At 44.2% G+C, this 23,062-nt stretch carries 14 protein-coding genes; 2 read left to right on the plus strand and 12 right to left on the minus strand.

The annotated features are described in order from the left end of the window. The first annotated feature begins 66 nt into the window (after window positions 1-66). Window positions 67-1,710 carry a S16 family serine protease gene (locus tag PQQ36_RS14395; protein WP_011080473.1) on the plus strand — a complete coding sequence of 548 codons (1,644 nt, stop codon included), beginning with the start codon at window positions 67-69 and terminating at the stop codon, window positions 1,708-1,710. Between the two features lie 71 nt (window positions 1,711-1,781). Next, window positions 1,782-2,300, plus strand: coding sequence for a bifunctional 3-hydroxydecanoyl-ACP dehydratase/trans-2-decenoyl-ACP isomerase (fabA, locus tag PQQ36_RS14400; RefSeq protein WP_011080474.1), 519 nt, complete (start codon window positions 1,782-1,784; stop codon window positions 2,298-2,300). A gap of 141 nt (window positions 2,301-2,441) precedes the next feature. Here fabA and rmf read toward each other — a convergent pair whose 3' ends face one another. The 12 genes from rmf to proQ form a co-directional block, all read right to left on the minus strand. Further along, on the minus strand, window positions 2,442-2,615 hold the full coding sequence (gene rmf, locus PQQ36_RS14405; protein ID WP_011080475.1) for a ribosome modulation factor: 174 nt from the start codon (window positions 2,613-2,615) through the stop codon (window positions 2,442-2,444). A gap of 165 nt (window positions 2,616-2,780) precedes the next feature. Next, complete coding sequence (locus tag PQQ36_RS14410) at window positions 2,781-4,487, minus strand: DUF3466 family protein (RefSeq protein WP_017790417.1); 1,707 nt, start codon at window positions 4,485-4,487, stop codon at window positions 2,781-2,783. A gap of 7 nt (window positions 4,488-4,494) precedes the next feature. After that, window positions 4,495-6,414, minus strand: a complete 1,920-nt coding sequence (locus PQQ36_RS14415) for an ABC transporter ATP-binding protein (RefSeq protein ID WP_017790418.1) — start codon at window positions 6,412-6,414, stop codon at window positions 4,495-4,497. Further along, window positions 6,392-8,770, minus strand: coding sequence for a bifunctional 23S rRNA (guanine(2069)-N(7))-methyltransferase RlmK/23S rRNA (guanine(2445)-N(2))-methyltransferase RlmL (rlmKL, locus tag PQQ36_RS14420; RefSeq protein WP_273661748.1), 2,379 nt, complete (start codon window positions 8,768-8,770; stop codon window positions 6,392-6,394). The genes PQQ36_RS14415 and rlmKL overlap by 23 nt, the downstream gene beginning before the upstream one ends. Window positions 8,771-9,263: 493 nt before the next feature. Then, window positions 9,264-9,806: a cell division protein ZapC gene (locus PQQ36_RS14425; protein ID WP_047112033.1), complete on the minus strand. Its 543-nt coding sequence runs from the start codon at window positions 9,804-9,806 to the stop codon at window positions 9,264-9,266. 155 nt (window positions 9,807-9,961) lie between these two features. After that, on the minus strand, window positions 9,962-10,972 hold the full coding sequence (gene pyrD, locus PQQ36_RS14430; RefSeq protein ID WP_263134611.1) for a quinone-dependent dihydroorotate dehydrogenase: 1,011 nt from the start codon (window positions 10,970-10,972) through the stop codon (window positions 9,962-9,964). Window positions 10,973-11,269: 297 nt separating this feature from the next. Then, the gene (locus PQQ36_RS14435) at window positions 11,270-16,111 is read right to left on the minus strand and encodes an NAD-glutamate dehydrogenase (protein WP_273661749.1); all 4,842 of its coding nucleotides are present in this window, start codon (window positions 16,109-16,111) and stop codon (window positions 11,270-11,272) included. 207 nt (window positions 16,112-16,318) lie between these two features. Continuing rightward, window positions 16,319-16,537 carry a DUF2835 domain-containing protein gene (locus PQQ36_RS14440; RefSeq protein ID WP_011080483.1) on the minus strand — a complete coding sequence of 73 codons (219 nt, stop codon included), beginning with the start codon at window positions 16,535-16,537 and terminating at the stop codon, window positions 16,319-16,321. A gap of 48 nt (window positions 16,538-16,585) precedes the next feature. After that, window positions 16,586-19,195: an aminopeptidase N gene (gene pepN / locus PQQ36_RS14445; RefSeq protein WP_263179737.1), complete on the minus strand. Its 2,610-nt coding sequence runs from the start codon at window positions 19,193-19,195 to the stop codon at window positions 16,586-16,588. Window positions 19,196-19,474: 279 nt separating this feature from the next. Continuing rightward, window positions 19,475-20,143: a hypothetical protein gene (locus PQQ36_RS14450; protein ID WP_013571845.1), complete on the minus strand. Its 669-nt coding sequence runs from the start codon at window positions 20,141-20,143 to the stop codon at window positions 19,475-19,477. A gap of 202 nt (window positions 20,144-20,345) precedes the next feature. Continuing rightward, complete coding sequence (gene prc, locus PQQ36_RS14455; RefSeq protein WP_011080486.1) at window positions 20,346-22,346, minus strand: carboxy terminal-processing peptidase; 2,001 nt, start codon at window positions 22,344-22,346, stop codon at window positions 20,346-20,348. A 17-nt stretch (window positions 22,347-22,363) separates the two neighbouring features. Next, window positions 22,364-22,987 carry an RNA chaperone ProQ gene (gene proQ / locus PQQ36_RS14460; RefSeq protein ID WP_013571847.1) on the minus strand — a complete coding sequence of 208 codons (624 nt, stop codon included), beginning with the start codon at window positions 22,985-22,987 and terminating at the stop codon, window positions 22,364-22,366. Between the last annotated feature and the right edge of the window lie 75 nt (window positions 22,988-23,062).

Here is a 23,062-nt window from a genome sequence, read left to right on the forward strand (position 1 = left end):
GATTTAACTGCAGATTTTGTTGGTTCTGATATACTCCGCTGCAATTAAAGTTTATGAAGAAAGTCAATGAACCAAATTAACTGGCAAGCCGTTACGCCACAATTCGATCAATTTGAATCGTCTTTTGCTAATCTTCACTCTATTGAGTTAACCCATTATTTTGAGCTACAAGAGCGTGCATTAGCAACATTCCGTCACTTTACCCTTCTTTCTGGAATGGCTCGTTTCTTGGTAATTAATTGTTGTGATAACCCTATCTATCGTGGTTTGGTTGAAGAAGGATTGAACTCTATTGATCCTGAACTAGTGGTCCTAAAAACAGAGACGCTCTCTCCTTCTCATCTCTTTGACCGCTATAAGCTTAATGCTAATGGTGACGTCGAAATCATTACAGGACTGTTCTCTAAAGCTCGTGGTGGCATTGTCACTGTCTCTGCGAATTTGCTGCTTGCAAATCCGGGCTCTTGGCCAGCGATTAAGGCGGCAGTGCTTGGCGAATCCCTACTCATTTCTCCATTAAAACCCGAGTGGCAATCATCACACCTGGAACCGACTTGCTACGACATAAAATTGGTTATTACTGGTGATCGTGGGCAATTAGCAGATCTTGAGTATCTTGATCCTGATCTCTTCTCTCCAATGACTTTATTCACTGAACTCGAAGAAGATTTTCACTTAGGTGAAGAGAATTTAGATGCCTATGTTGGATACATTAAATGGATATGTGATCGTTACCATCTGCCCAGTTTTGATAAGGACGCCCTACAACGTTTGTTGATTGCCGGTGTTCGTGAAACAGAGGACCAACATTATCTGCCTCTCTCACCAATTTGGCTTCATCAATGGTTATCTCTGGCCGCCATTGAATCGCAAGGTTATCAGATCAACGGCGAGCACATGGATGCGGCCATTGAGAAAAAATATTTCCGAGAGTCTTATCTCCCCCAACGCGCTATCGACGATATCCTAGATGGCCAAGTGATCATTGAAACCACCGGCGAACAAATCGGTCAGATTAACGGCCTAACCGTTATTGATGTCGCAGGTCACCCGGTTTCTTATGGTGAGCCAGCGCGAATTTCTTGTGTTATCCATTTTGGTGACGGTGATATTTCTGACGTTGAACGTAAAGCCGAGCTCGGCGGAAATCTTCATGCAAAGGGTATGATGATCATGCAAGCATTTGTCAGCAGTGCGCTTCAGCTAGATGCGCCACTGCCTTATTCTGCTTCTATCGTATTTGAGCAATCTTACAGTGAAGTCGATGGAGATAGTGCGTCACTTGCTGAACTTTGCTGCCTAGTCAGCGCCCTATCTGAGTACCCCATCAATCAGCAAATCGCAGTAACGGGTGCAGTGGACCAATTTGGCCGTGTACAAGCCGTAGGAGGCCTAAATGAAAAAATTGAAGGCTTCTATCAGGTTTGTAAACATCAAGGTTTCACTGGCGAACAAGGGGTTATTTTGCCAGAAACGAACTTAAAACATCTGGCACTTCATAAAGAAGTGGTCGAAAGTATTAAGCTCGGTGAGTTTCATATTTGGGCGGTATCCGATGTTGAAGACGTGATCCCTATCATTATGAATAAGCCGTTTTGTGGCGAAGACGAAGATAGCGTGCTCAACAAAATTGCGGAAAGAATCGATAACTTTGCGAAGCATGATCATCCGCAAGGCTTTGTTCAATGGATTAAAAACTGGTTTGTCTAGTACTGATCGGAGTTGTTTAGCGTACACCTGTTCACTAACATGCCTGTGTCTAAAATTGGAGTTTACAAACAATGCAGAATAAACGTGAATCATATACCCGCGAAGATCTTTTAGCCTCTAGTCAAGGTGAACTGTTTGGCCCTGGTTACCCTCAGCTACCAGCACCAAACATGTTAATGATGGACCGAGTAACCAAAATGTCAGAAACTGAAGGCGACTTTGGTAAAGGCCTCATCTTGGCAGAGCTAGATATCAAACCGGATCTATGGTTCTTTGACTGCCATTTCCCTGGCGACCCAGTGATGCCTGGTTGTCTTGGCTTGGATGCGATGTGGCAGTTAGTTGGTTTCTTCCTTGGTTGGGTTGGCGGCAAAGGCAAAGGCCGCGCTTTGGGCGTTGGTGAGGTCAAATTTACTGGTCAAATCCTCCCTACAGCGAAAAAAGTGACCTACGAGATCCACATGAAACGAGTTGTCAATCGTAAGCTTGTTATGGGTCTAGCGGATGGCCGAGTTCTTGTCGACGGTAAAGAGATTTACGTCGCGAAGGATCTAAAAGTGGGTCTTTTCCAAGACACCTCAGCATTCTAAGTTGTTCCACTTTCCAGTGATTTTGATAAGACGGCCTCGTGGCCGTTTTTTCTTTGGCCTTCCGTTTTTATTCCGCCCAATAATAGAAAAGACCCACATCGTGGGCCCTTCTTTAAAATCCTTCTGTGTTGTATGTGGACATCATTTATAGAGACCAGAGAGTTTGTCACTTCTGGCATCACGCCAACCACCTAACCAATACGAACGAGCGTCCATCTGTTGATAAGGACATTCTTCCTGAGATCTACCGTTTAAGCCTGCCTTGTAGCCTTGGGATTGTGCTCGTTCTAGGCGATCACGCTTTTGTCTCTTCATAATTTCTACCTCATACAGGTCCATTAGAACTAACGTACTACTGTGAAACTTTGATGGAGTTTTTGTGACTCCACAATTAAGAATCGATCAAATGAAGGGATTTCTCAAGCGATAAAAAAGGCACAACTTCAAAATTGTGAAGCTGTGCCTAGTTTAAAAAGTAGCCTATTTTCTGCGGAAACCAAATAAAACCAGTAATGTCAAAGACAACCAACCAAGTCCTGCACCGCTACGCTCTGCTGCAGCTTTTTCAACTGGACGTTTCTCTATGTCATTGGCGTCGGCATTGGCGATAGGGATTAGCTTAACAGCAACCACTGTTTCCTCTTTGGAACCTTCACCACAATATGAGTTGTGTGCGGTCGTATCGTAGCCACCTTCACACTTGATTGCTGTCGCGGAAATCACACCAGCATCATTGATATCCGTTGCGTCGATAACACGATATTGGTTGTTTTCAACAGGCGCGTTAGAACCATTGGTAAGGTCATCCAAATACCACGCTTTGTTATCAAATATCGATCTTCTACTTTCAACAGAACCATTTGCCTCATAAGGCAGAATAAATGCACGTTTACGACGCGGCTTGCCATCGATCTCACGAGTATCTTCAGCGTCCAGCTGACCAACAATTTCATTGTATTTGTTGATGCCACCCATTTTACCGCCTGCACCAGAGAAGAAGATCCCCCCTAACTCAGGTAGAAATGTCGCCGAAACACTTTCGGCTCTAACATCTTTTACCAAGAATAGTCGATTGGCTGCTGAACCTTCAGACGGTTTACCACCAGCGCGCTTTGCTTCGCCTATTGCGACAAAATTACTGTTTACGTTAGTAACAACAGAATTACTGTGAATGATATCACCGCTGATCTTCATCTGCGCGCCACTAACTTGTTTACTTTGCCAAGTAGAGTCTTTTAATGCACCGCCAGCGTCAAACGTACCAACAAACACGCTGGCATTAATATAGTTGTCATCTGCGTAAGTGTTGTAACCAACGCCGTAAACTATATTTTTCGCCGTATCAACCACCACATCACGCATACTGCCTTGCGCCAAACGTTCACCATCTCTATCTCCGCCTTGAGGCCAATCCAACTGTTTCACTGCGCCAGCAGCGTCCCAAATGGCCGCTTTGCTCGTATAGTGTGTGCCGTTTTCATTACCTGTTTTAGAGGACACGCTACCTACGGTGTAAATACCATCGGTTTTCCAAGCTCGTGATTGATAGAAATCAGTTTCCGTGTCTGTGTCGCTGACCTTTTCATACACAGGCATCACTGGCGCCACGACTTTATTGCGGGTCTGTAACACCCCCTCACCATTGACAATGCTTTGATTCCCAACGGGTGAACCGCTTTCCGTTAAACTGTTAATGACATTGTTGAATTTATTGGTGTAGGCGCTTTGATTACCTTCCACAAAAGCCAGTGCGTTTGAAGTATAGTCTTTGCTTAGTTCTTTGTACCAAGGAGCCCAGTGAATCGATGCCCACGTTTCACACGTCGAATAACGCAGCTCGTTGTAGCAATAACGCTCAAAGTCATCAAACTCCTGGATATAGCCAAACGTCGCATCCATCGCAAACGGAAGCTCTTCTCGATAGCTCACCCCATCGACACTGACACGAGTCTCAAGTGCGAGTTTGAACTTATCGTCTGTACAATTAGCACCATTTGCGAAACAACCGGTTTCGAAAGCGACATCACCTTGTTGAATTGCAACACCATAAGCATCGGTATAGGTTGATGAACTTCCATTGAGTGCAGGATCAACTTCAACGACCTTATACAAAGCGGCGTTGGCATTCATGGCGCTACCAACGAGTAGCGCGACTGTGGTTAATTTGAATCTAATACTGCAATTCATCTATTTATTAACTGTCCTGTTGCATAGCTTCGAGCTCTTCCCATCTCTCGAAAGCAATTTCTAATTCCTGCTCCAGTGCGGCAAGTTGCTCTAGCACTGGTTGCGTTGTCTCTACGGGTTGAGCAAAAAACTCTGCGGAGTTTACTTGCTCTTGAAGCGCTTCAATATCCACTTCCAACTGTTCTAACTTGGCAGGTAGTGCTTCAAGTTCTCGTTGGAGCTTATATGATAACTTCTTAGAGGTATTCTTAGCTGGCGCAGTTTTGGGAGTTTCCTCAACGACTTTTGCTTTAGGCGCTGATTTTTCCATCACTTCACGAGCTTCGATCGCTTGTTTGCGCTGCTGTTGAGCATCATGATAACCACCGACAAACTCTTCGATTTTCCCTTCACCTTCAAAGATCCAGCTTGTCGTGACGGTATTATCCACAAACTGTCGGTCGTGGCTGACCAGCAGTAGAGTACCTTGATAATTGGCAAGCAATTCTTCTAAAAGTTCCAATGTTTCGATATCTAAATCGTTAGTTGGTTCGTCGAGAATCAATAAATTGTTCGGTTTTAGGAAGATACGAGCTAGAAGCAGACGGTTTTTTTCACCACCTGAAAGTGCTTTGACGGGTGTACGAGCACGCTTCGGTGAGAAAAGGAAATCCTGAAGATAGCTCAATGCATGGCGTTCTCGCCCACCCACAGTGACTTCTTGTTTACCATCCGCTAGGTTATCAATGACCGTCTTTTCAGGGTCCAAAATCTCTCGATATTGGTCAAAATACGCAACTTCCAGCTTAGTACCACAATGCAAACGGCCAGATTCCGGTTTTAGCTGATCCAGCAGTAACTTAAGGACCGTGCTCTTGCCACAGCCATTAGGGCCAATAAGCGCAATTCGATCGCCACGCATGATATTAAAACTGAAATCATCAACAATTTTCTTTCCATCGAATGAAAACTGCAGTTTTTCTGCTTCAAAGACGATCTTGCCAGAGCGTGCGGCGTCATCGATTTGAATTTTGGCTTTGCCTTGTACATCAACTCGATTCTGGCGTTCCTCTCGCAGCTTTTTAAGTGCACGAACGCGACCTTCATTACGTGTGCGGCGTGCTTTGATACCTTGACGAATCCACACTTCTTCCTGAGCGAGCTTTTTATCAAACTCTGCGTTTTGCATCTCCTCAACACGAAGCATTTCTTCCTTCTCAACAAGGTAGTTGTCGTAATCACCAGGAAAAGAAGCGAGTTTACCGCGGTCAAGGTCAACGATACGCGTTGCCATCGCTTTGATGAAGGCTCGGTCGTGGGAAATAAAAATGATGGAGCCACGGAAATCTTTGAGGAACGTTTCTAGCCATTCAATCGTCGTAACATCAAGGTGGTTAGTTGGTTCGTCTAACAGCAAGACATCTGGATCGCATACTAGCGCTTTCGCCAGCGCAGCTTTTCGTTGCCAACCACCCGACAGATCGGTGAGCTTCGTTTCAGCATCCAGCTTTAATGCCGCCAACACATGCTTAACTCGGTCTTCAAATCGCCACGCGTTAGCGTGATCAAGCTGTTCTTGCACTCTCGCTAAGCGGTTAATGTTCTTTTCCGTTGGGTCTTGAGCAACAAGATCGAGAAGATCATGATAGATCTTTAATTGTTCGCCAATTTCAGCTAGCCCACTTGCGACATAATCGTAAACCGTTCCTGGTTCATTTCGTGGTGGATCTTGTTCTAAGCGTGAGACTACGACATCTTGAGTGATCTGTAGCTTACCATCATCAAGAATCACCTCGCCCGCTAGAACTTTCATTAAGGTCGATTTACCCGCCCCATTTCGTCCTACCAAACAAACTCGCTCATGCTCTTGAAGTACAAAATCAGCTTTATCAAGTAGAGGATTATCGCCAAAGGCGAGTTGACCATTATGAATGGTAAGTAATGCCATTATCGTCCAACCATTGTTTTAATTTTTCTAGATCAAAGGGCCAGCCAAGCTCTGACCCTTGAGAATTTAAGACAGGAATCGTGACCCCGTAACGAGAAAATAACGCATCATCAAACGCGATATCAATCACTTGAACTTGTTCAGCAATGCCTGCTTGTTCCACCAACTCGTAAGCCATCTCACACAGATGACATCCTTCGGTACTGTATAGGGTGATCACGTTCCTTGTTCCTATTTTTTTGTGGGTGATGACCCAACAGTTATGGATATGTTTGTTTCTTGAGAAATCGAGTGGTAGCGTCTGAGAAGAAATGTTCTTCGCGTCTAAACCCAGCTCTTCCATTGCCTCCATATCCATTTTGAAATGACGCTTGTTATTAGAGAAAACAATCGTGCCGTTTTCTCTTAGCAAACGTTTTAAGTTTTTCATCAGTTTGATATGGTCGCGCTGAACGTCAAACGAGTCTTCCATACGCTTAGAGTTTGAAAACGTCGGCGGATCAATAAAGATTAAATCGTACTGTCCCTGTGCTTTCTCTAACCACTGTAAACAATCTGCCTGCTCAAACTTATGTTGACGTCCGATACAACCATTTGCAGACATGTTGTCTTTTGCCCACTCAAGGTAGGTGTTCGACATGTCGACCGTTGTTGTCGAGCGGGCACCACCAAGAGCGGCGTGTACCGTGGCACTACCTGTATAAGCAAACAGGTTAAGGAAATCAGCTCCTTTTGCCATTTCACCCAAACGACGGCGCGTGATCTTATGATCTAGGAACAACCCCGTATCCAGATAATCGTACAAATTGACGATCAGCTTTGCACCATACTCGTTGACTTCCATTCGCTCAGAAACTTGACCCAATTTTTGATATTGGTTACGGCCTTTTTGTTTCTCACGAACCTTCAGCACAACTTTGTTGGCTTCTACGCCGGTTACCTGAATCGAAGCACGAATGATGTCCGTCAGACGACGCTTTGCCTTCTCTTCCGGAATATCTTTTGGTGCGGCGTATTCTTGAATCACCAAGTGATCTTGATAGACGTCTATCGCCACGTTGTATTCTGGCAGGTCGGCATCATAGATGCGGTAACAATCGAGCTGTTCTCTTTGAGCCCATTTGCCAATCTTACCGATGTTTTTCTTTAGGCGGTTAGCAAAGTCTGGTGCGATAGAAAGCGGACCATCCGCACCTTCAATCTGCTCTGCACTTCTCTGAGCGATCGTGTAATTCTTTTGGTGACAAGGTAACGCACCGTTATTCAATTTAAACTGTTTTTCCGCACGCATGCGAAGACAGCTCAACAGCTCATCTGAACTCGAGAAAATAGATGCCGTACACCCACCAAACTGGGCTTTTAACTGGCCACCAAACGCTGTGTATAGTGCAATCAATCCTGGCTCTGTGCCAAGTCGCTCACCATAAGGTGGGTTACAAACAATTACACCATTCTCAAATTCTTGAGGACGTGACACTGTAGCGGCGTCACCTAACTTAAACTCGATAAGATCCGCAACCCCTGCTCTGCGAGCGTTATCTTGGGCAATTTTCAGCACTTTTTCATCATTATCAAAGCCATAGAATCTTGCGCCAACTTTTTTGACACCTCTTCGAGCAATGACATTTGCTTCTGATTTTATTTCTGCCCACACTTCTGGCTCGAAATCTTCAAGTGATTCAAAGACCCACTTTTCGCGTTTTACGCCAGGCGCCATGTTTGCTGCCATCATGGCCGCCTCTATCAACAACGTACCTGAGCCACACATTGGATCCAAAAGCGGTTGTTCCTCTGTCCAGCCTGAGCGAAGGATGATGGCAGCAGCCAAGGTTTCACGGAGTGGTGCTTTACCAGATGCAGGACGATAGCCACGTTGGTGCAAGCCATTCCCGACCATATCAACACCAAGAATCGCTTTGTCTTTGTGAAGACGAACATGGATACGTACATCCGGACGTTCTTTGCTGATATTTGGACGTGGCAGGTTTTTCTTTTCAAAACAATCTACGATGCCATCTTTCACTTTCATCGCACCGTACTGGCTGTTACGAATCTCACGGTTCGTGCCGTTGAAATCAACCACAAACTTCTTAGTGCTGTGGAATTGATTTACCCAATTGATAGAGGACGTTGCCAAATACAAGTCCATATCACTTTGACAGGTAAACTCGGACAACACGCGAACAAAACGCGATGCCAACCTACTCCATAGACAGCAACGATAAACCTGTTCATTAGAGGCTTTAAATCTTACTCCAGCCTGTACTGGCTTAGCGTCTGCAATTCCAAGTTTTGTTAGTTCTTCAGCAAGAAGGTTCTCAAGACCATTTGAGGTAACCGCAAGATATTGGTTCATAGTGTTCTTTAGCTATTAAAAATGGCGTTGATTATACCTGACAAATCTACTCCATGCCTCGCATTTCAAGGACTTTTCTCATCTCCCTATGAGCCAGTGTGTCAATTGGTCGTTTTATCGTCGTGAATTAATAACACCAATTCAGCGGTGACGAACGAAACGTACGCAATCTTAAACGAAAATTCGGTTCAAATTACGATAGTGAATGCTTATTCACATATGAATTGGACTATACCAGGTGGAATTTATGTTGGTAATTTAATTACAAAACCACTTAAAAGAGGGAATTTTTTACTCTATCGATGACATTTCGCCGGCAAAAGTGGACATTTTACGTGCTAAAAATGTGTAAAAAATGTCTACCTGATTGCACTACAAGCTCTCATAGTCGCAGTATTTAGACGAATTAACACAATGAACAGAGGTAGGAGAAGGCAAAAAAAATCGGCCAAAAGGCCGATGAAAAATTTATAGGAACGAAAATTAGGAAAGGTTATCCGACTAACGCCATAGGCATTAGCGTATTCATTCTTGCAGCAGTAGACATGCGATCGTGCATGACTTTGATGGCTTCACCATAACTTAAGCTCTTTGAACCGCTTAGCATAAAGCCTTCAAGCTCTACACAGCTGACTAAGCTTGCATTGTCCCCTGCTTCCAATACGATAAACAGCCCTTGATTCAAGCCATTTTGCAGCTGTACAAGCTCCCCTTCATTGGGTTGGTAATCCAAACCTGTAGAATGGAAAAACCAACTCTTGGGTTGGACTGGCTTATGAAAGCGCTTAGCAGCAACGCAGTAGAGCGTCAGCTCATCTCTGCGATATTCACTCAAATCAAGCGACGACAGACATTCTTTGAAAGTCTGAAAGGCACTCGCGTCATCAACTGTGAAGTCGTTATAGGAGAAAGCGCAGTCCACCAGCAATTTATCACTAAGATTGGTTTGAAATAGATATCTATCGCCTAAGTCAAGCATTAGACGGCCTGACGGCTTATCAAAATACCAGCTCCATTTATCACTTGGTTTAAGCATCGTTCTATTCTCACACTGACTGATTCACAGAGGTAAACGCTTAATTACCCTCCAACTGTTTTGATTCTACAAACGAATGAATAAAAAAAAAGAGGAAACCAAGTCCTCTTTTTTCTGTTAGAAAAGCTGCTATGTCAGTATGTTAGCGAATCATTCTATAGATTTTTAACAATATCGCGTACTAAGCCAGGGCCGTGATAGATGAAGCCAGAGTAAACTTGTACAAGATCCGCCCCTGCCAACATTTTTTCTTTTGCAGCAACATAAGAATCAACACCACCGACGCCAATAATTGGTATGTTACCTTGTAACTCTTTACGAAGTAATCGCACGACCTCAGTAGAACGAGACTGCAGTGGACGGCCACTAAGGCCCCCAGCCTCTTGCGCATGTTTCATGCCTTCAACCATCGTACGATCAAGCGTGGTATTGGTTGCGATCACACCATCGATCTTGTTGTTGATCAATGATTGGCAAATCTGGCGAATTTCATCGTCGGTAAGATCCGGTGCGATCTTTAATGCCAGAGGTACATATTTTCCATGCTTCTCTTCAAGCTCAGCTTGCTTACGTTTTAACTCAACCAGTAATTCATCAAGCGCTTCGCCATATTGAAGTGTTCTTAGCCCAGGCGTGTTTGGAGAAGAAATATTCACGGCAATATATCCCGCATACTCATATACCTTTTCCATACAGATGAGATAATCTTCCGCGCCCTTCTCGATTGGTGTGTCTTTGTTTTTACCAATATTGATGCCTAATACACAGCTGTATTTGGCCTTCTTGACATTTTCAATGAGATTGTCAACACCTAGGTTATTGAAACCCATACGGTTAATGATCCCTTCCGCCCCTACTAAGCGGAACAAACGTGGTTTATCATTTCCTGATTGTGCTCTAGGTGTAACGGTACCAACTTCAACAAAGCCGAATCCCATTGCGTCAAATGCTTCGATACACTCACCATTTTTATCAAGACCAGCCGCAAGGCCAACTGGGTTTCGGAAAGTGAGTCCCATGCATTCTACTGGTCGATTTGGGAGTTGTTGACGATAGAAAAGATCAATTGGTGTGCCGGTAAAGCGTTTGAAGTTATGGATAGCGAGATCGTGTGCCTTTTCTGCATCCAATTGAAAAAAGCCAGCTCTGGCAAGACGGTAAAGCATTGTGCCTCCGAAAGAAAAAAGCCCCGTGTAAACGGGTTGGTATTATTTACTTAAAAGAACAACTTTTCAAACAAAAACGTCAAAGATATTGCATTCCAAATGCATTAGTAGAATTAAATTGATTTAAAACATAGGGTTAAAGTTTTTATTTGTTGAAAGTTAGCGAAAGGCACGAGTGATTGTAACGATTGCCAACACTCAAAACGTGACAACGCAACTTATTGTTGATTGTTTTTTGCACTTCGATATGAAAAAAGCCCCATTAAAGGGGCTTTTTTATGTCAGAGACTCAAAACATTAACTATTTGAGCTGCAATTTAAGTTGAGAAGAACCAGTTCTCTCAATGCGACTGAGAACTTGGCAAACTCATGCACACTACCCACTTTGAACTCGTTGAGAATGCTTTCCCAACGATGTAGTGAGGTTTCATTGCGCTCCATCCACGTTTCCAGCGCTTCCATAACATCTCCCTTGTTCTCTGACTGCATGCAGTTGAGCACTTGAGCAGTCAGCAAACGTTGTTGCCAATCGAGATCTTCGCGGAAAGCAGCACGAGCCAAGGCTTGCCAGTTGTTATCGACTGCCTGACCATTAATTTGCTTCAAGAACCAATGTAGTGATAAACGATCGCCTAAGTTGAAGTACAACTTCGCTGCTTCCTCAACCGTTTTATTGGTTTCACGAGCAACCGAAGAAATGTCTAACGCTGATTGGAGACTGGTTAGACGAGAAACGCGGCTAGCTAGCTTCGCTTCTACCCCACGACAGATCCAACTTTCTGCCAACTCATCATGCTCTTCCACTTCAGAGACAACCAGCATGTTGTCAAGAGAATGCGTGATCACATCAACGTCAGCTTGGTACTTAGCAATCAGCTCGCTCACCGTGTTCTTACCACTGCGATTTCGCAGTAGCCAGCGTGCAACACGACGAAGCATTCGACGTACATGGAACATGATTTCGTATTGAGCATCTGCGCTTGCGACATTGTCCAGTTCACGTGTTTGAGCCAAAATCTCACCCAAGCCGTAAATCTCGCGTGAAGCACTGTACGCATTGGCGATATCCACCACCGATGCGCCAGTCTCTTCTTGGAGACGAGTGACGAAGTTACACCCCATTTCGTTAACCATTTGGTTCGCAAGTGATGTAGCAATGATTTCCGCACGCAGTGGATGTGAAGACATCTGATTCGCGAATTTGTTTCTCAATTCACTTGGGAAGTATTGGATCAATTGCTGCCCATGGAACTCATCATTCGCAATCTCGTCATTGGCCAGTTGCTCTTTAAGTACCATCTTGCCATAAGCAACCAACACTGCCAGTTCAGGACGAGTTAGGCCTTGGCCCAGCTTCTCACGCTCTAGTAACGTTTCGTCATCAGGGATGTTTTCTAGAACGCGATCCAGATAGCCTGCTTTTTCCATAGTATGAATAAAGCGAATTTGCTCTTTAACGACACTAACACCTTGCTGCTCGGTCACAGAGATGGATTCAGATTGGCGGTAAGCATCATCTAGAACGATATCTCCGACTTCATCTTGCATCGATTCCAAGATCTTATTGCGCTGTTTCACGGTCATGTCGCCATTGGAGACCAAACCATTCAAGAAGATCTTAATGTTGACTTCGTTATCCGAGCAATCCACACCGCCCACGTTATCAACAAAGTCGGTATTAACACGTCCGCCTTTTAGAGCGTACTCGATACGACCTTTTTGCGTCATACCTAAGTTACAACCCTCACCAACCACTTTGGCATTGAGATCACGACCGTCGATACGTAACACATCGTTCGCTCGATCGCCTACATCGGTATGTGTCTCACTCGATGCTTTCACATACGTACCAATACCACCATTCCAAAGCAGATCTACGTCCATTTTCAAGATCATTTTGATCAATTCGTTTGGCGCCAAAGTGGTTTTCTTTGTACCCAACATTTTTTGGATCTCTGCTGTCAAGGTAATCGACTTCGCCTTACGTGAGAAGACGCCGCCGCCTTTTGAAATCAGCTTAGGATTATAATCTTCCCAGCTCGAGCGAGGAAGCTGGAACAAACGATCACGCTCTTCCCAACTAGAAGCCGAATCCGGGTTTGGATCAATAAAGATATGAAGATGGTTAAAGGCCGCTTGTAGACGAATGTGCTTTGACAGCAGCATACCGTTACCGAATACGTCACCAGCCATATCACCAACACCAATCGCCGTGAAGTCTGTTGTTTGACAATCAATACCCATTTCACGGAAATGACGCTTCACGGACTCCCAACCACCTTTCGCAGTGATACCCATTGCTTTGTGGTCATAGCCGTTAGAACCACCAGACGCAAATGCATCACCTAACCAGAAGTTATATTCAGCAGACACAGAGTTTGCCAAATCGGAGAAGGTTGCGGTGCCTTTATCCGCAGCAACGACTAAATACGGGTCATCCTCATCATGTCGTACAACGCTCTTCGGTGGAATCACTTCCCCTTCAATGATGTTGTCAGAGACATCTAATAGCGCACGAATGAAACGTTTATAACAACGCTGGCCTTCTGCAAAAATCTCATCACGGTTGGTCATGGTATGTTGACGTTTACAAACAAAGCCACCTTTAGCTCCAACAGGCACGATAACGGTATTTTTAACCTGTTGCGCTTTCACCAAGCCAAGCACTTCTGTACGGAAGTCTTCTTGGCGATCTGACCAACGCAAACCACCACGAGCCACTTTTCCGCCACGCAAATGAACACCTTCAATGTCGGGAGCATAGACGAAGATTTCAAAGGCTGGCACGGGTTGTGGAATTTCAGGGATTTCACGCGGTTTTAGTTTTAATGACAACCAAGGTTTCGGTTGTTTTTGATCATCAAGTTGGAAATAGTTTGTCCGTACGGTTGCAACGATCATTTCCATGTAACGACGAATGATACGATCGTCATCCAAGCTATCCACCGACTCTAGCTGTTCGGTGATCTTGTTGATCAGCTCATGTTGACCTTTTTCGCTTCCTTTGTGTTTAGGATCAAAACGTTTGACAAAGAGATCAACCAACCCTTTGGCCAACTCTGGATAGTGACTCAGGGTGTCTTCGATGTATTGTTGACTGAATGGGAAACCCACTTGGCGCATATAACGAGCATAGGCACGTAAAATTGAAATTTCTCGGCCAGTCAGCGAAGCCCCCAATAGCAGACGGTTGAAACCGTCACTTTCTAATTCCCCTTCCCAAATAGCAGCAAACGCTTGTTGGAAACGATCTCTCGCTTCACTTAAGTCCACTACCTTGTCGCTCTTGTGCAACATCGAGAAATCGAGGATCCAGAATGTTTGACCATTGGTCTTGTGGATCTCGTATGGCGACTCCCCAATCACACGCAGACCCAAGTTTTCGAGCATCGGCATGACGTCAGAAAGGTGAATGGGTTCGTCACGATGGAACAGTTTTAAGCGTACGGCTTTAGAGTCTGCGGACAACTCTTGAGGGCGGTAGAAAAGCATACCCAGTTTGTTGTCATCACTAAGTGCCTCTAAACGATCAATATCATCAACCGCACTGCCCGGCATCATCGCTTCTTTGTACGAGCGTGGAAATGCCTTCATGTATTCTTTTGAAAGTGGCAGTCCTTTACTTTCGCCAAAGTTGGCAATGATAGAATCTTTAAGGCGATCATCCCAAGTTGAAGAGACTTCCATTAGATTTTGCTCGATGTTTTTCACGTCTACGTCGATGTTATTGTTGTCTACACGCACAATATAATGGGTACGTGCTAACGGCCCTTCGGAGAAGTACGTTGTAAACTCAACTTCTTGCTCACTGCCAAAGTACTGTTTCAAAATGCGTTGAGTTTGACGACGCAATTCTGTGTTGTAACGATCTCTTGTTACATACACCATCGCACTAAAGAATCGGCCAAACGGGTCTTTGCGTACAAACAGACGCAGAAGATCGCGATCATGCATTTGCACCACGCCCATGCCGACTTCAAGTAACTCTTCTTCTTTTGCCTGAATCAGTTCATCGCGGGGGTAATTTTCAAGGATATTGTGTAGCGCTTTAAAGGCATATGAGCCATCGCGGTATCCGCTGGCATCGAGAATGCGATCCACTTTTTCGCGGATAAGTGGAATGGAAGAAACGGTTTGGTTATACACCGACGAGGTATACAGGCCCGTGAAACGATGCTCACCAACCACTTTTCCTTTGGCATCAAACTTTTTAATGCCGATGTAGTCGTTGTATGCAGGACGATGAATACGAGACGCTTTGTTGCCTTTAGTGATAATCAGTGCGCTTGGCTTCTTGGCTTCGAGGCGAGCTGAATCTGAAAGTTGTGATAACTTCACACTGCGAACTCGAGATTCTTCCGCAAAAAGGCCCAAGCCTTTTTCTTTTGTTGGTACGAGCTCAGTTTCGCCATCCACACTCACCAAGTCGTACTCTTTGTATCCCATGAACGTAAAGTTGTGGTCCCCTAACCAACGTAGAAATGCAATGCTTTCATCGAAACGTTCACCATCCATGGAAACCGCTGATTTTTGCGCTTCCAGTTGTGCTGTCACTTGCTCTAGTCGCTCTACCATGAGCAACCAATCGTTCACCACCAAGCGAGTATCGTTGAGCACATCAAGCAGCTCTTGCTTCAACTTGTGCATCTCATCTTTTTTGCTTAGTCGGTCAACTTCGATGTGAAACAGTGACTGTAAGATCCCACCCTGTCCATTGACATCAATCACTTGGCCTTTTTCATTGCGAGTGATTTGCGTCGGGTTGTTGAGCATTAAGTGACAGTTAAGATCCAGTCGGCTTAACGCCATTTTGATGGAATCAACCAAGAACGGACTATCAGGTACCACCACTTCTACGATGGTATGCGTTGATTGCCAACCGTGGCGACTGACCGTTGGGTTAAATACTCGAACCGAGACGTCGTCTGGTTTCTTCTCTTGAATATGATGCCAAAGACTAATAATCGCACCGTAAAGGTCAGACTCATTGCGTTGGATTAGGTCGTCCATAGACATGTTACTAAATAGGTGTTGAGCTAATTTAGTAACGAAAGGCTGGTGGGATAGCTCGAGTTTTTCCTGAATCAGTTGGTAAACTTTTTCAAGCAGAACCGGCACTACATTTTCACGCGCGGTCATATTCACACTCCACATTAGAATAGTTTTTTTGTAGGGGACACTTAGCAATAAATCTAGCTAGGAGACTCAATAACTAAGCATAGGTAATGCATGCGCTTATTGTAAAAGCAATATTGAAATTTAGTTAATAAAATTAACGAAGAATAGAGGTGAAATGTTTGATAATGTGATTAAGATTCGTGTTTAACTCACTGTTAAACTAGGTTCTTATAGTGATTCTAACTTAATAAATCGATGATTCTGGTCAGTTGTTAGTCTAAAGCGCCCTTTTAAACCTAACTGGCTGAGAAACGGCCGAAATTTAACCGCTGGTAATTGAATCCTCAGTCCTTGCTCTGTCACCACTTGAACAGCACTCGCCGCACCAGAATAGTGAGCTAAAAATGCCTGATAGCTAATATTGAGTGTGAAGTAATAGTAATTCATAGTTTGAACAAGATAGCTGGCATTGTGCCAGCTATCTCACGATCACGGTTATTCGTTTTCTAGTGCTTTTGACACTTTTTCAAATAGATCTTTTGCCAAATCCTCTAAACCTTGAAGGGCTTTGAGCTCTTGGCGAATTAACGCCTGACGATCACTATCGTACTTACCTAACTTGAGCAAAGGATCCACTAAGCGCGATGCCACTTGGGGATTGGTACTGTTCAACTCGCGTAGGATTTCGCCAGCAAAACGATAACCCGCGCCAGATTTATCATGGAAGTTCACTGGGTTCATACCAAGGAAAGAACCAATCAAGCTGCGTGTACGATTGGGGTTTTTAAGACTAAATGCTTCATGCTTCATCGTCTCTTTAACAACGTCCAATGCATTGGCAGCAGGGTTGCAGCCTTGTAGGATAAACCACTTATCCATAACGAGACCATCATGCTTCCACTTATCACTGTAATCTTGCATCAGTGCTTCACGGCAAGGCAATTGCGCTTGGTTGGCGGATGCCATCGCTGCAACTGTATCGGTCATGTTGTTCGACTCTTGGTATTGCTTCAATACCAAATCATTACCCTCTTGAGTATATGCCAGATACGCTAGACAGATATTGCGTAACGCACGCTGACCAATCGCCGCATGCTCGATGGTATACTCAGCTTGCTTCAAGCTATGATAAAGTGCACTCAACTCATCACATAGCTGTGTCGCAAGAATGACTTTTAACTGTTTGAGGACCTGAGCAATCGCATCAACGTCCACTTGCTTGTACCAACCAGACACTTCATTGTGGTTTGGTAATGACATGACTTCAGCGATAAACGCGGAATCTAATTCTGCATTAAGAAGCACACCACGGAAGGCATCAACAACCGCCTCAGGCAGTTCTACTTCTTTACCCGCCTGAACTCGCTCAACATTTTGACGAATGTATTTTGCCAGTAACATTTGGCTGGCATCCCAACGAGAAAATTCGTTACGAGCATTCACCATAAGGAACATCAGCTCACGGTCTGAATAATCGTACTCAAGCTTAACCGGTGCTGAGAATTCACGTAACAAAGAAGGCACTGGCTTTTCTGCCACATTCTCAAACACGAAGGTTTGTTTGTCGGCTTTCACATCCAGCACGTTTCCAACAGGCTCACCAGCAATGATCATTGGGATCACATCACCATTTGCTGCGTAAAGCTCGATATCGAATGGAATATGCAATGGTTGCTTTTCCGCTTGCTCGTGTGTTGGCTCGGTCGACTGCTCAACCGTTAACGCGTAAGTTTGTTTCTCGGCATCATATTGGCTACTCACACGAAGCGTTGGTGTACCCGACTGGCTGTACCACAAGCGGAACTGTGTTAAATCAACACCCGTTGCATCTTCCATGGCAGAGACAAAATCTTCACAAGTCGCAGCAGTACCGTCGTGACGCTCAAAGTAGAGCTTCATCCCTTTTTGGAAACCTTCTTCACCTAGTAAAGTATGATACATGCGAATAACTTCACTGCCTTTTTCATACACTGTTAGCGTGTAGAAGTTATTCATTTCAATCACTTTATCAGGGCGAATTGGATGAGACATTGGGCTAGCATCCTCCGCAAACTGCGGCCCACGAATGGTACGCACGTTCTGAATGCGATTCACTGCTCTAGAGCCAAGATCAGAAGAGAATTCTTGATCGCGGAAAACGGTTAGACCTTCCTTCAAGCTCAATTGGAACCAATCGCGACAAGTCACGCGGTTTCCTGTCCAGTTGTGGAAATACTCATGACCAATCACGCGCTCAATGCCGAGGTAATCTGCGTCAGTCGCGGTTTGAGAGTTGGCTAAAACAAACTTTGAGTTAAAGATATTGAGACCTTTGTTTTCCATCGCACCCATGTTGAAGAAATCAACGGCGACGATCATGTAGATATCTAGGTCATACTCGAGATCGAAACGTTCTTCATCCCATTTCATCGAATTGATCAGAGAAGTCATCGCATGTGGCGCACGATCTAAGTTTCCTTTGTCGACAAAGATTTCAAGATCTACGCTACGACCAGACTTGGTGACAAACTTATCACGAAGCACATCAAAGTCGCCTGCAACAAGAGCAAACAAGTATGCAGGTTTTGGATGCGGATCTTGCCATTGAACCCAATGACGGCCACCTTCCAGTTCTCCTTCTGCGATGCGGTTACCATTGCTCAGCAAATAAGGATATTGTGCTTTGTCGGCAATCACTTTTGTCTGGTAACGCGCTAAGACATCAGGGCGGTCTAAGTAATATGTGATGCGTCTAAAACCTTCAGCTTCACATTGTGTACAGAAAGCACCACCCGATTTATACAGGCCTTCCAACGCGGTGTTGGCTTCTGGATCGATTTCGGTCACGATGACAAGCTCAAACTCTGCTGGAAGATTCGAGAGAAGCAAGGAACTCTCTTTAACCTCAAACGCCGACCATGCTTCACCATTCACAGCAACAGAAATCAGTTTTAGAGCTTCACCGTCTAACTCAAGGACATCACTCTCACCCTGTTGCTTAACTTGAGAAACCGCCGTGACGACGGTGTTGTGATCGTAAAGATCAAAGGTTAAATCGATGTCGGTTATCGTATGCGAAGGCGCCTTGTAATCTTTACGATATTTAGCCTGTGGGGTTTGAGACATATCTATAAATCCTTGTACAGTGAATCAGAATGTGCCCGTCGTTATTTCATAATTGCTTTAAAGGTTTACGCTAACCGCAACTATCCACTTGTGCATCTGTGTGTCTGTTATTTCGGGCACAGATAAATTACCTCTGTTAGATGCGGTTTGGAAACGAATAAAACAAGGCTTGACGCAAAAAAAGAGAAGACTCGTTGAAAATCCTCTCTTTTCCGATGAAAAATCCATCAATATGTCTCTTTTACTGCCATTTAGACAGCCTCTATTAGGCCACTTGGGTTAACGTACTCGGTTAAGTACTGCGAGCATTTCCCCACTCTCTTCCTGTAACGTTAACTGATCTGTGTCTAAGACATAAGTTGTATCATGCTCACCATTTTCGTATAACAACACCAAATGATTTCCTTCGGTGTAGTAAACCCCTTTCTTGACCGACTCATCTCCATCCTCAGATGTCACCCTAAACATAAAGACAAAATCAGGCTGTAAAATTAAGTCCATTTTGTTTATCTGATTCGCGATCATCCCTTCTCCAGATAATTGCGCACTCGACCAAATACCCGCCAGTGCATTGGGTAAACCTTTGGTAAACGTCACGCCGTTGAGATTGAGCATATTGTGATTACTTTCATACTGATAGACTTGAGGCTCATCCGTATTGAGTCCTAATATGATGGTGTCTTCATTTGCGGTGTAGATCCCTTCCCAATGGTCAATGCTGTAGTCGCGTTTTTGGATATCGATTTGGAACTCATACTTAGAGTTTAACGTGAGCTTAATCGCCCTAAAGTCTTCACGACTGTCTTCAACATTCGGATTCACCAAATACCAATCGCCAAGTAATAAGGGGGTGTCAAAATAGGTTAAATCAGCGGATTTAGTGGACGTATCTTGAGCGTAAACCGAAGATAGCGTTAGCGCAGCGAGCAAAGTTAAGAGCCATTTCATTGTTCATCTCCACACTTGGGCTGTATGCCGTTTTCTTAAAGCTTAGGCATGGAGTCATCATATGGCGAATTTTTTTGACTTAAATCACATTATTGTTCAGAGAAAAATAACTTCATCTATACGTCATCTTTCCTTCACTTTGCTATGGGTTATGAATGAAAAAAGCGAGCTTTAATGCTCGCTTTTTATCATCACACCGTTTTTAGGACGGTTTTTTCAGCATGTCTACCATGATAGCAACAGATTCATCAAGATATGCATCTGGCGTTTCATAGTCTTTGGGTACATCGTCTAAAGTCTTAAACGCTTCTTTACCCGCTAATGCTTGGCGTTGATTGATGCGATCTAGGCGCTGCTTATCAGCCTGTTCAGATTCTTGCTTACGCACTTTTTCATTCAAAGAAAGCGTATTGTCGTCTTTCTCTGCTTTGTACTTCGCAATGTCTTCCGCAATAAACTTAAACTCTAGCTCGTTAGCGATCCGCTCATCGTGTTTTACACGCAACTGTTCAATCAAAGAATCATTACGTTGTAACACTTGATAATCCGCTTTCTCAATACTGTCCCAAGGTAGAGCATTATCTTCAACACTCTCACCTGTTTCTTCAGGATCAATCGCGGTAGGGAAAGGAATGTCTGGCACGACACCTTTATTTTGCGTGCTGCCTCCATCAATTCGATAGAATTTTTGGATGGTGTACTGAACATAACCGATTTCTTTGTCAAACAAATCATAGATATGATTCAGCGAGCGGTGCTGTTGTACGGTTCCTTTACCAAATGAGTTTTCACCAAGAATAATGGCGCGGCCATAGTCTTGTAGTGCAGCGGCGAAAATTTCAGAAGCAGATGCACTATAGCGATTAACCAACACCGTCATCGGGCCTGAATAACTGATTTGTCCATCCGTATCAGCGTTGACTTTCACTCGCCCATAACTGTCACGAACTTGAACCACAGGGCCCTTTTCAATAAACAAACCCGTGAGCGCAGTGGCTTCAGTTAATGCCCCACCACCATTGTTTCTCAAATCAACGATGATGCCGTCAACACCCTTACCTTTGAGATCAGTCAGCAGCTTATCGGTGTCGGCAGAAAGACCCACATAAAAACTCGGTACTTCTAGAACACCGATTTTTTTGCCATCTTTTTCAATCACCTCGGCCTTCACCGCTCGGTCTTCCAAGCGAATTTTGTCACGTACAATAGTGACAACGTAACTCTTAGAATCTTTACCTTCTGGCAGAACTTGTAGGTGAACTTTGGTTCCTTTAGGACCTTTAATCAACTGGACAACATCATCAAGACGCCAACCGATCACATCGACGATGTCTTTCTTATCTTGACCAACACCGATGATTCGGTCCCCCTCGCCTAACTGTTTACTTTTAGACGCAGGGCCACCAGCAACCAAAGAACGGATAACAGTGTAATCATCCGTCATCTGTAAAACAGCACCAATGCCTTCCAGTGACAAGTTCATCTCGGACTGGAATTGTTCAGCGTTTCTTGGCGAAAGATAGCTGGTATGAGGATCCACTTCGCGTGCAAACGCGTTCATGTAAAGTTGAAAAACGTCTTCGTTGCGCGTTTGAGTAATTCTCTTCATCGCGTTGTTATAACGTTTTTCTAGAATTTCTTTAATTTCTGGCCAATCTTTGCCAGTCAACTTGAGGTTCAGCGCATCGTATTTTACTCGCTGACGCCACAGTTCATTAAGCTCGGTTTGATCCTTTGGCCAAGCCGCATCAGTGCGATCGAGTTCAATCTCATCATCCGTATCAAAGGTGATTTCTTGATCGAGCAGTTTGAGAGCATAAGAGAATCGCTCAAAACGCTTTTTCATTGAGAGATTGTAAACATCAAACGCGATTTGATTGTTGCCTTCTTTGAGTTGGTCATCCAACTCTGTTGACCACTTTTCAAATGAATCAATGTCTGCTTGGGTGAAGATATTCTTATTGTAATCAAGCATTTCTATATAGCGATTAAACATCGCACGAGAGAAATCATCGTTGAAATTAAAATGCTTGTAATGAGAACGAGTAAAACGAGAAGTGACCCTTTTGCTTGCAGTTTCGTGTTGAACTTCAGGTGCAAGTAAAGGGAGATCTTTTTCTGATAGTTTGGCTTCTAGAGCCTGAGCTGACGCTGCTAGCCAAAGGCTAGCAGCAATCAGAGTCACTTTTGAACGGCATTTCATGCGTAGGAGTGTCTCCTTTATGCGCGAAGGTGCTCCGCTTTCACAACCATTTGAAGGCCGTTAGACAGTTGAACTCGCACATCATCCTTATTAATTTCTACGATAGTCGCAGCCATGTTTCCTTTACCCATGTTTACGTTAACCGCTTTACCAGTGATCAATTCATCTGCGTTTAGCGCACGTGTTTCCACAGGTTGTTTCGCAGGCTTTTGCGCCTGAGGTTTGTTAGCACGACGTTGCTGAGGTGCTTTTTTAGCTTTTGGCTTTGACTTCTCTTCGTCACGAGCTTTTTGAGCTTGTTCTTTACGGCGAGCTTGTACCTTAGCTTTGCTTTCCGCTAGCGTTGCTTTCGCATGTTCAACGTGTTCTTCTTCTAGTACACCACACTCGTTACCATCTAGGTCAACACGAGTTGCGCCTAGTTTAACGCCGTGTAGGTAACGCCAAGAAGAAGTGTATTGTCTTAACGCTGCTCGAAGCTGAGTCTTGCTTACTTTTTCATCTTCACTTAGACGTTCAGCAAGATCTTGAAAAATACCAATTTTAAGAGGTTTCGCTTCACCTTCTAAAGTAAAGCACTTAGGGAAACATTCAGCAATATATGCAATAACTTCTTTGCTGTTTTTTAACTTTTCAGTCATGAGTTGTCCTGGTTTGAGCGGCCTGCCCGCGAGCATTAAGATAAAAATATTCTCGTATTATAGAGAGATGCGGGC

Origin of the sequence: Vibrio sp. CCUG 15886, assembly GCF_028570825.1 — a bacterium.
GTDB classification, from domain to species: domain Bacteria; phylum Pseudomonadota; class Gammaproteobacteria; order Enterobacterales; family Vibrionaceae; genus Vibrio; species Vibrio vulnificus_B.

Excerpts from the sequence above, each read along its gene's own strand:
- proQ (WP_013571847.1), bottom strand. The coding sequence starts at position 22,987 with ATGACTGAAAAGTTAAAAAACAGCAAAGAAGTTATTGCATATATTGCT.
- PQQ36_RS14395 (WP_011080473.1), top strand. The coding sequence starts at position 67 with ATGAACCAAATTAACTGGCAAGCCGTTACGCCACAATTCGATCAATTT.
- rmf (WP_011080475.1), bottom strand. The coding sequence starts at position 2,615 with ATGAAGAGACAAAAGCGTGATCGCCTAGAACGAGCACAATCCCAAGGC.
- rlmKL (WP_273661748.1), bottom strand. The coding sequence starts at position 8,770 with ATGAACCAATATCTTGCGGTTACCTCAAATGGTCTTGAGAACCTTCTT.
- PQQ36_RS14435 (WP_273661749.1), bottom strand. The coding sequence starts at position 16,111 with ATGACCGCGCGTGAAAATGTAGTGCCGGTTCTGCTTGAAAAAGTTTAC.
- PQQ36_RS14410 (WP_017790417.1), bottom strand. The coding sequence starts at position 4,487 with ATGAATTGCAGTATTAGATTCAAATTAACCACAGTCGCGCTACTCGTT.
- fabA (WP_011080474.1), top strand. The coding sequence starts at position 1,782 with ATGCAGAATAAACGTGAATCATATACCCGCGAAGATCTTTTAGCCTCT.
- pyrD (WP_263134611.1), bottom strand. The coding sequence starts at position 10,972 with ATGCTTTACCGTCTTGCCAGAGCTGGCTTTTTTCAATTGGATGCAGAA.
- pepN (WP_263179737.1), bottom strand. The coding sequence starts at position 19,195 with ATGTCTCAAACCCCACAGGCTAAATATCGTAAAGATTACAAGGCGCCT.
- prc (WP_011080486.1), bottom strand. The coding sequence starts at position 22,346 with ATGAAATGCCGTTCAAAAGTGACTCTGATTGCTGCTAGCCTTTGGCTA.
- PQQ36_RS14415 (WP_017790418.1), bottom strand. The coding sequence starts at position 6,414 with ATGGCATTACTTACCATTCATAATGGTCAACTCGCCTTTGGCGATAAT.
- PQQ36_RS14450 (WP_013571845.1), bottom strand. The coding sequence starts at position 20,143 with ATGAAATGGCTCTTAACTTTGCTCGCTGCGCTAACGCTATCTTCGGTT.
- PQQ36_RS14440 (WP_011080483.1), bottom strand. The coding sequence starts at position 16,537 with ATGAATTACTATTACTTCACACTCAATATTAGCTATCAGGCATTTTTA.
- PQQ36_RS14425 (WP_047112033.1), bottom strand. The coding sequence starts at position 9,806 with ATGCTTAAACCAAGTGATAAATGGAGCTGGTATTTTGATAAGCCGTCA.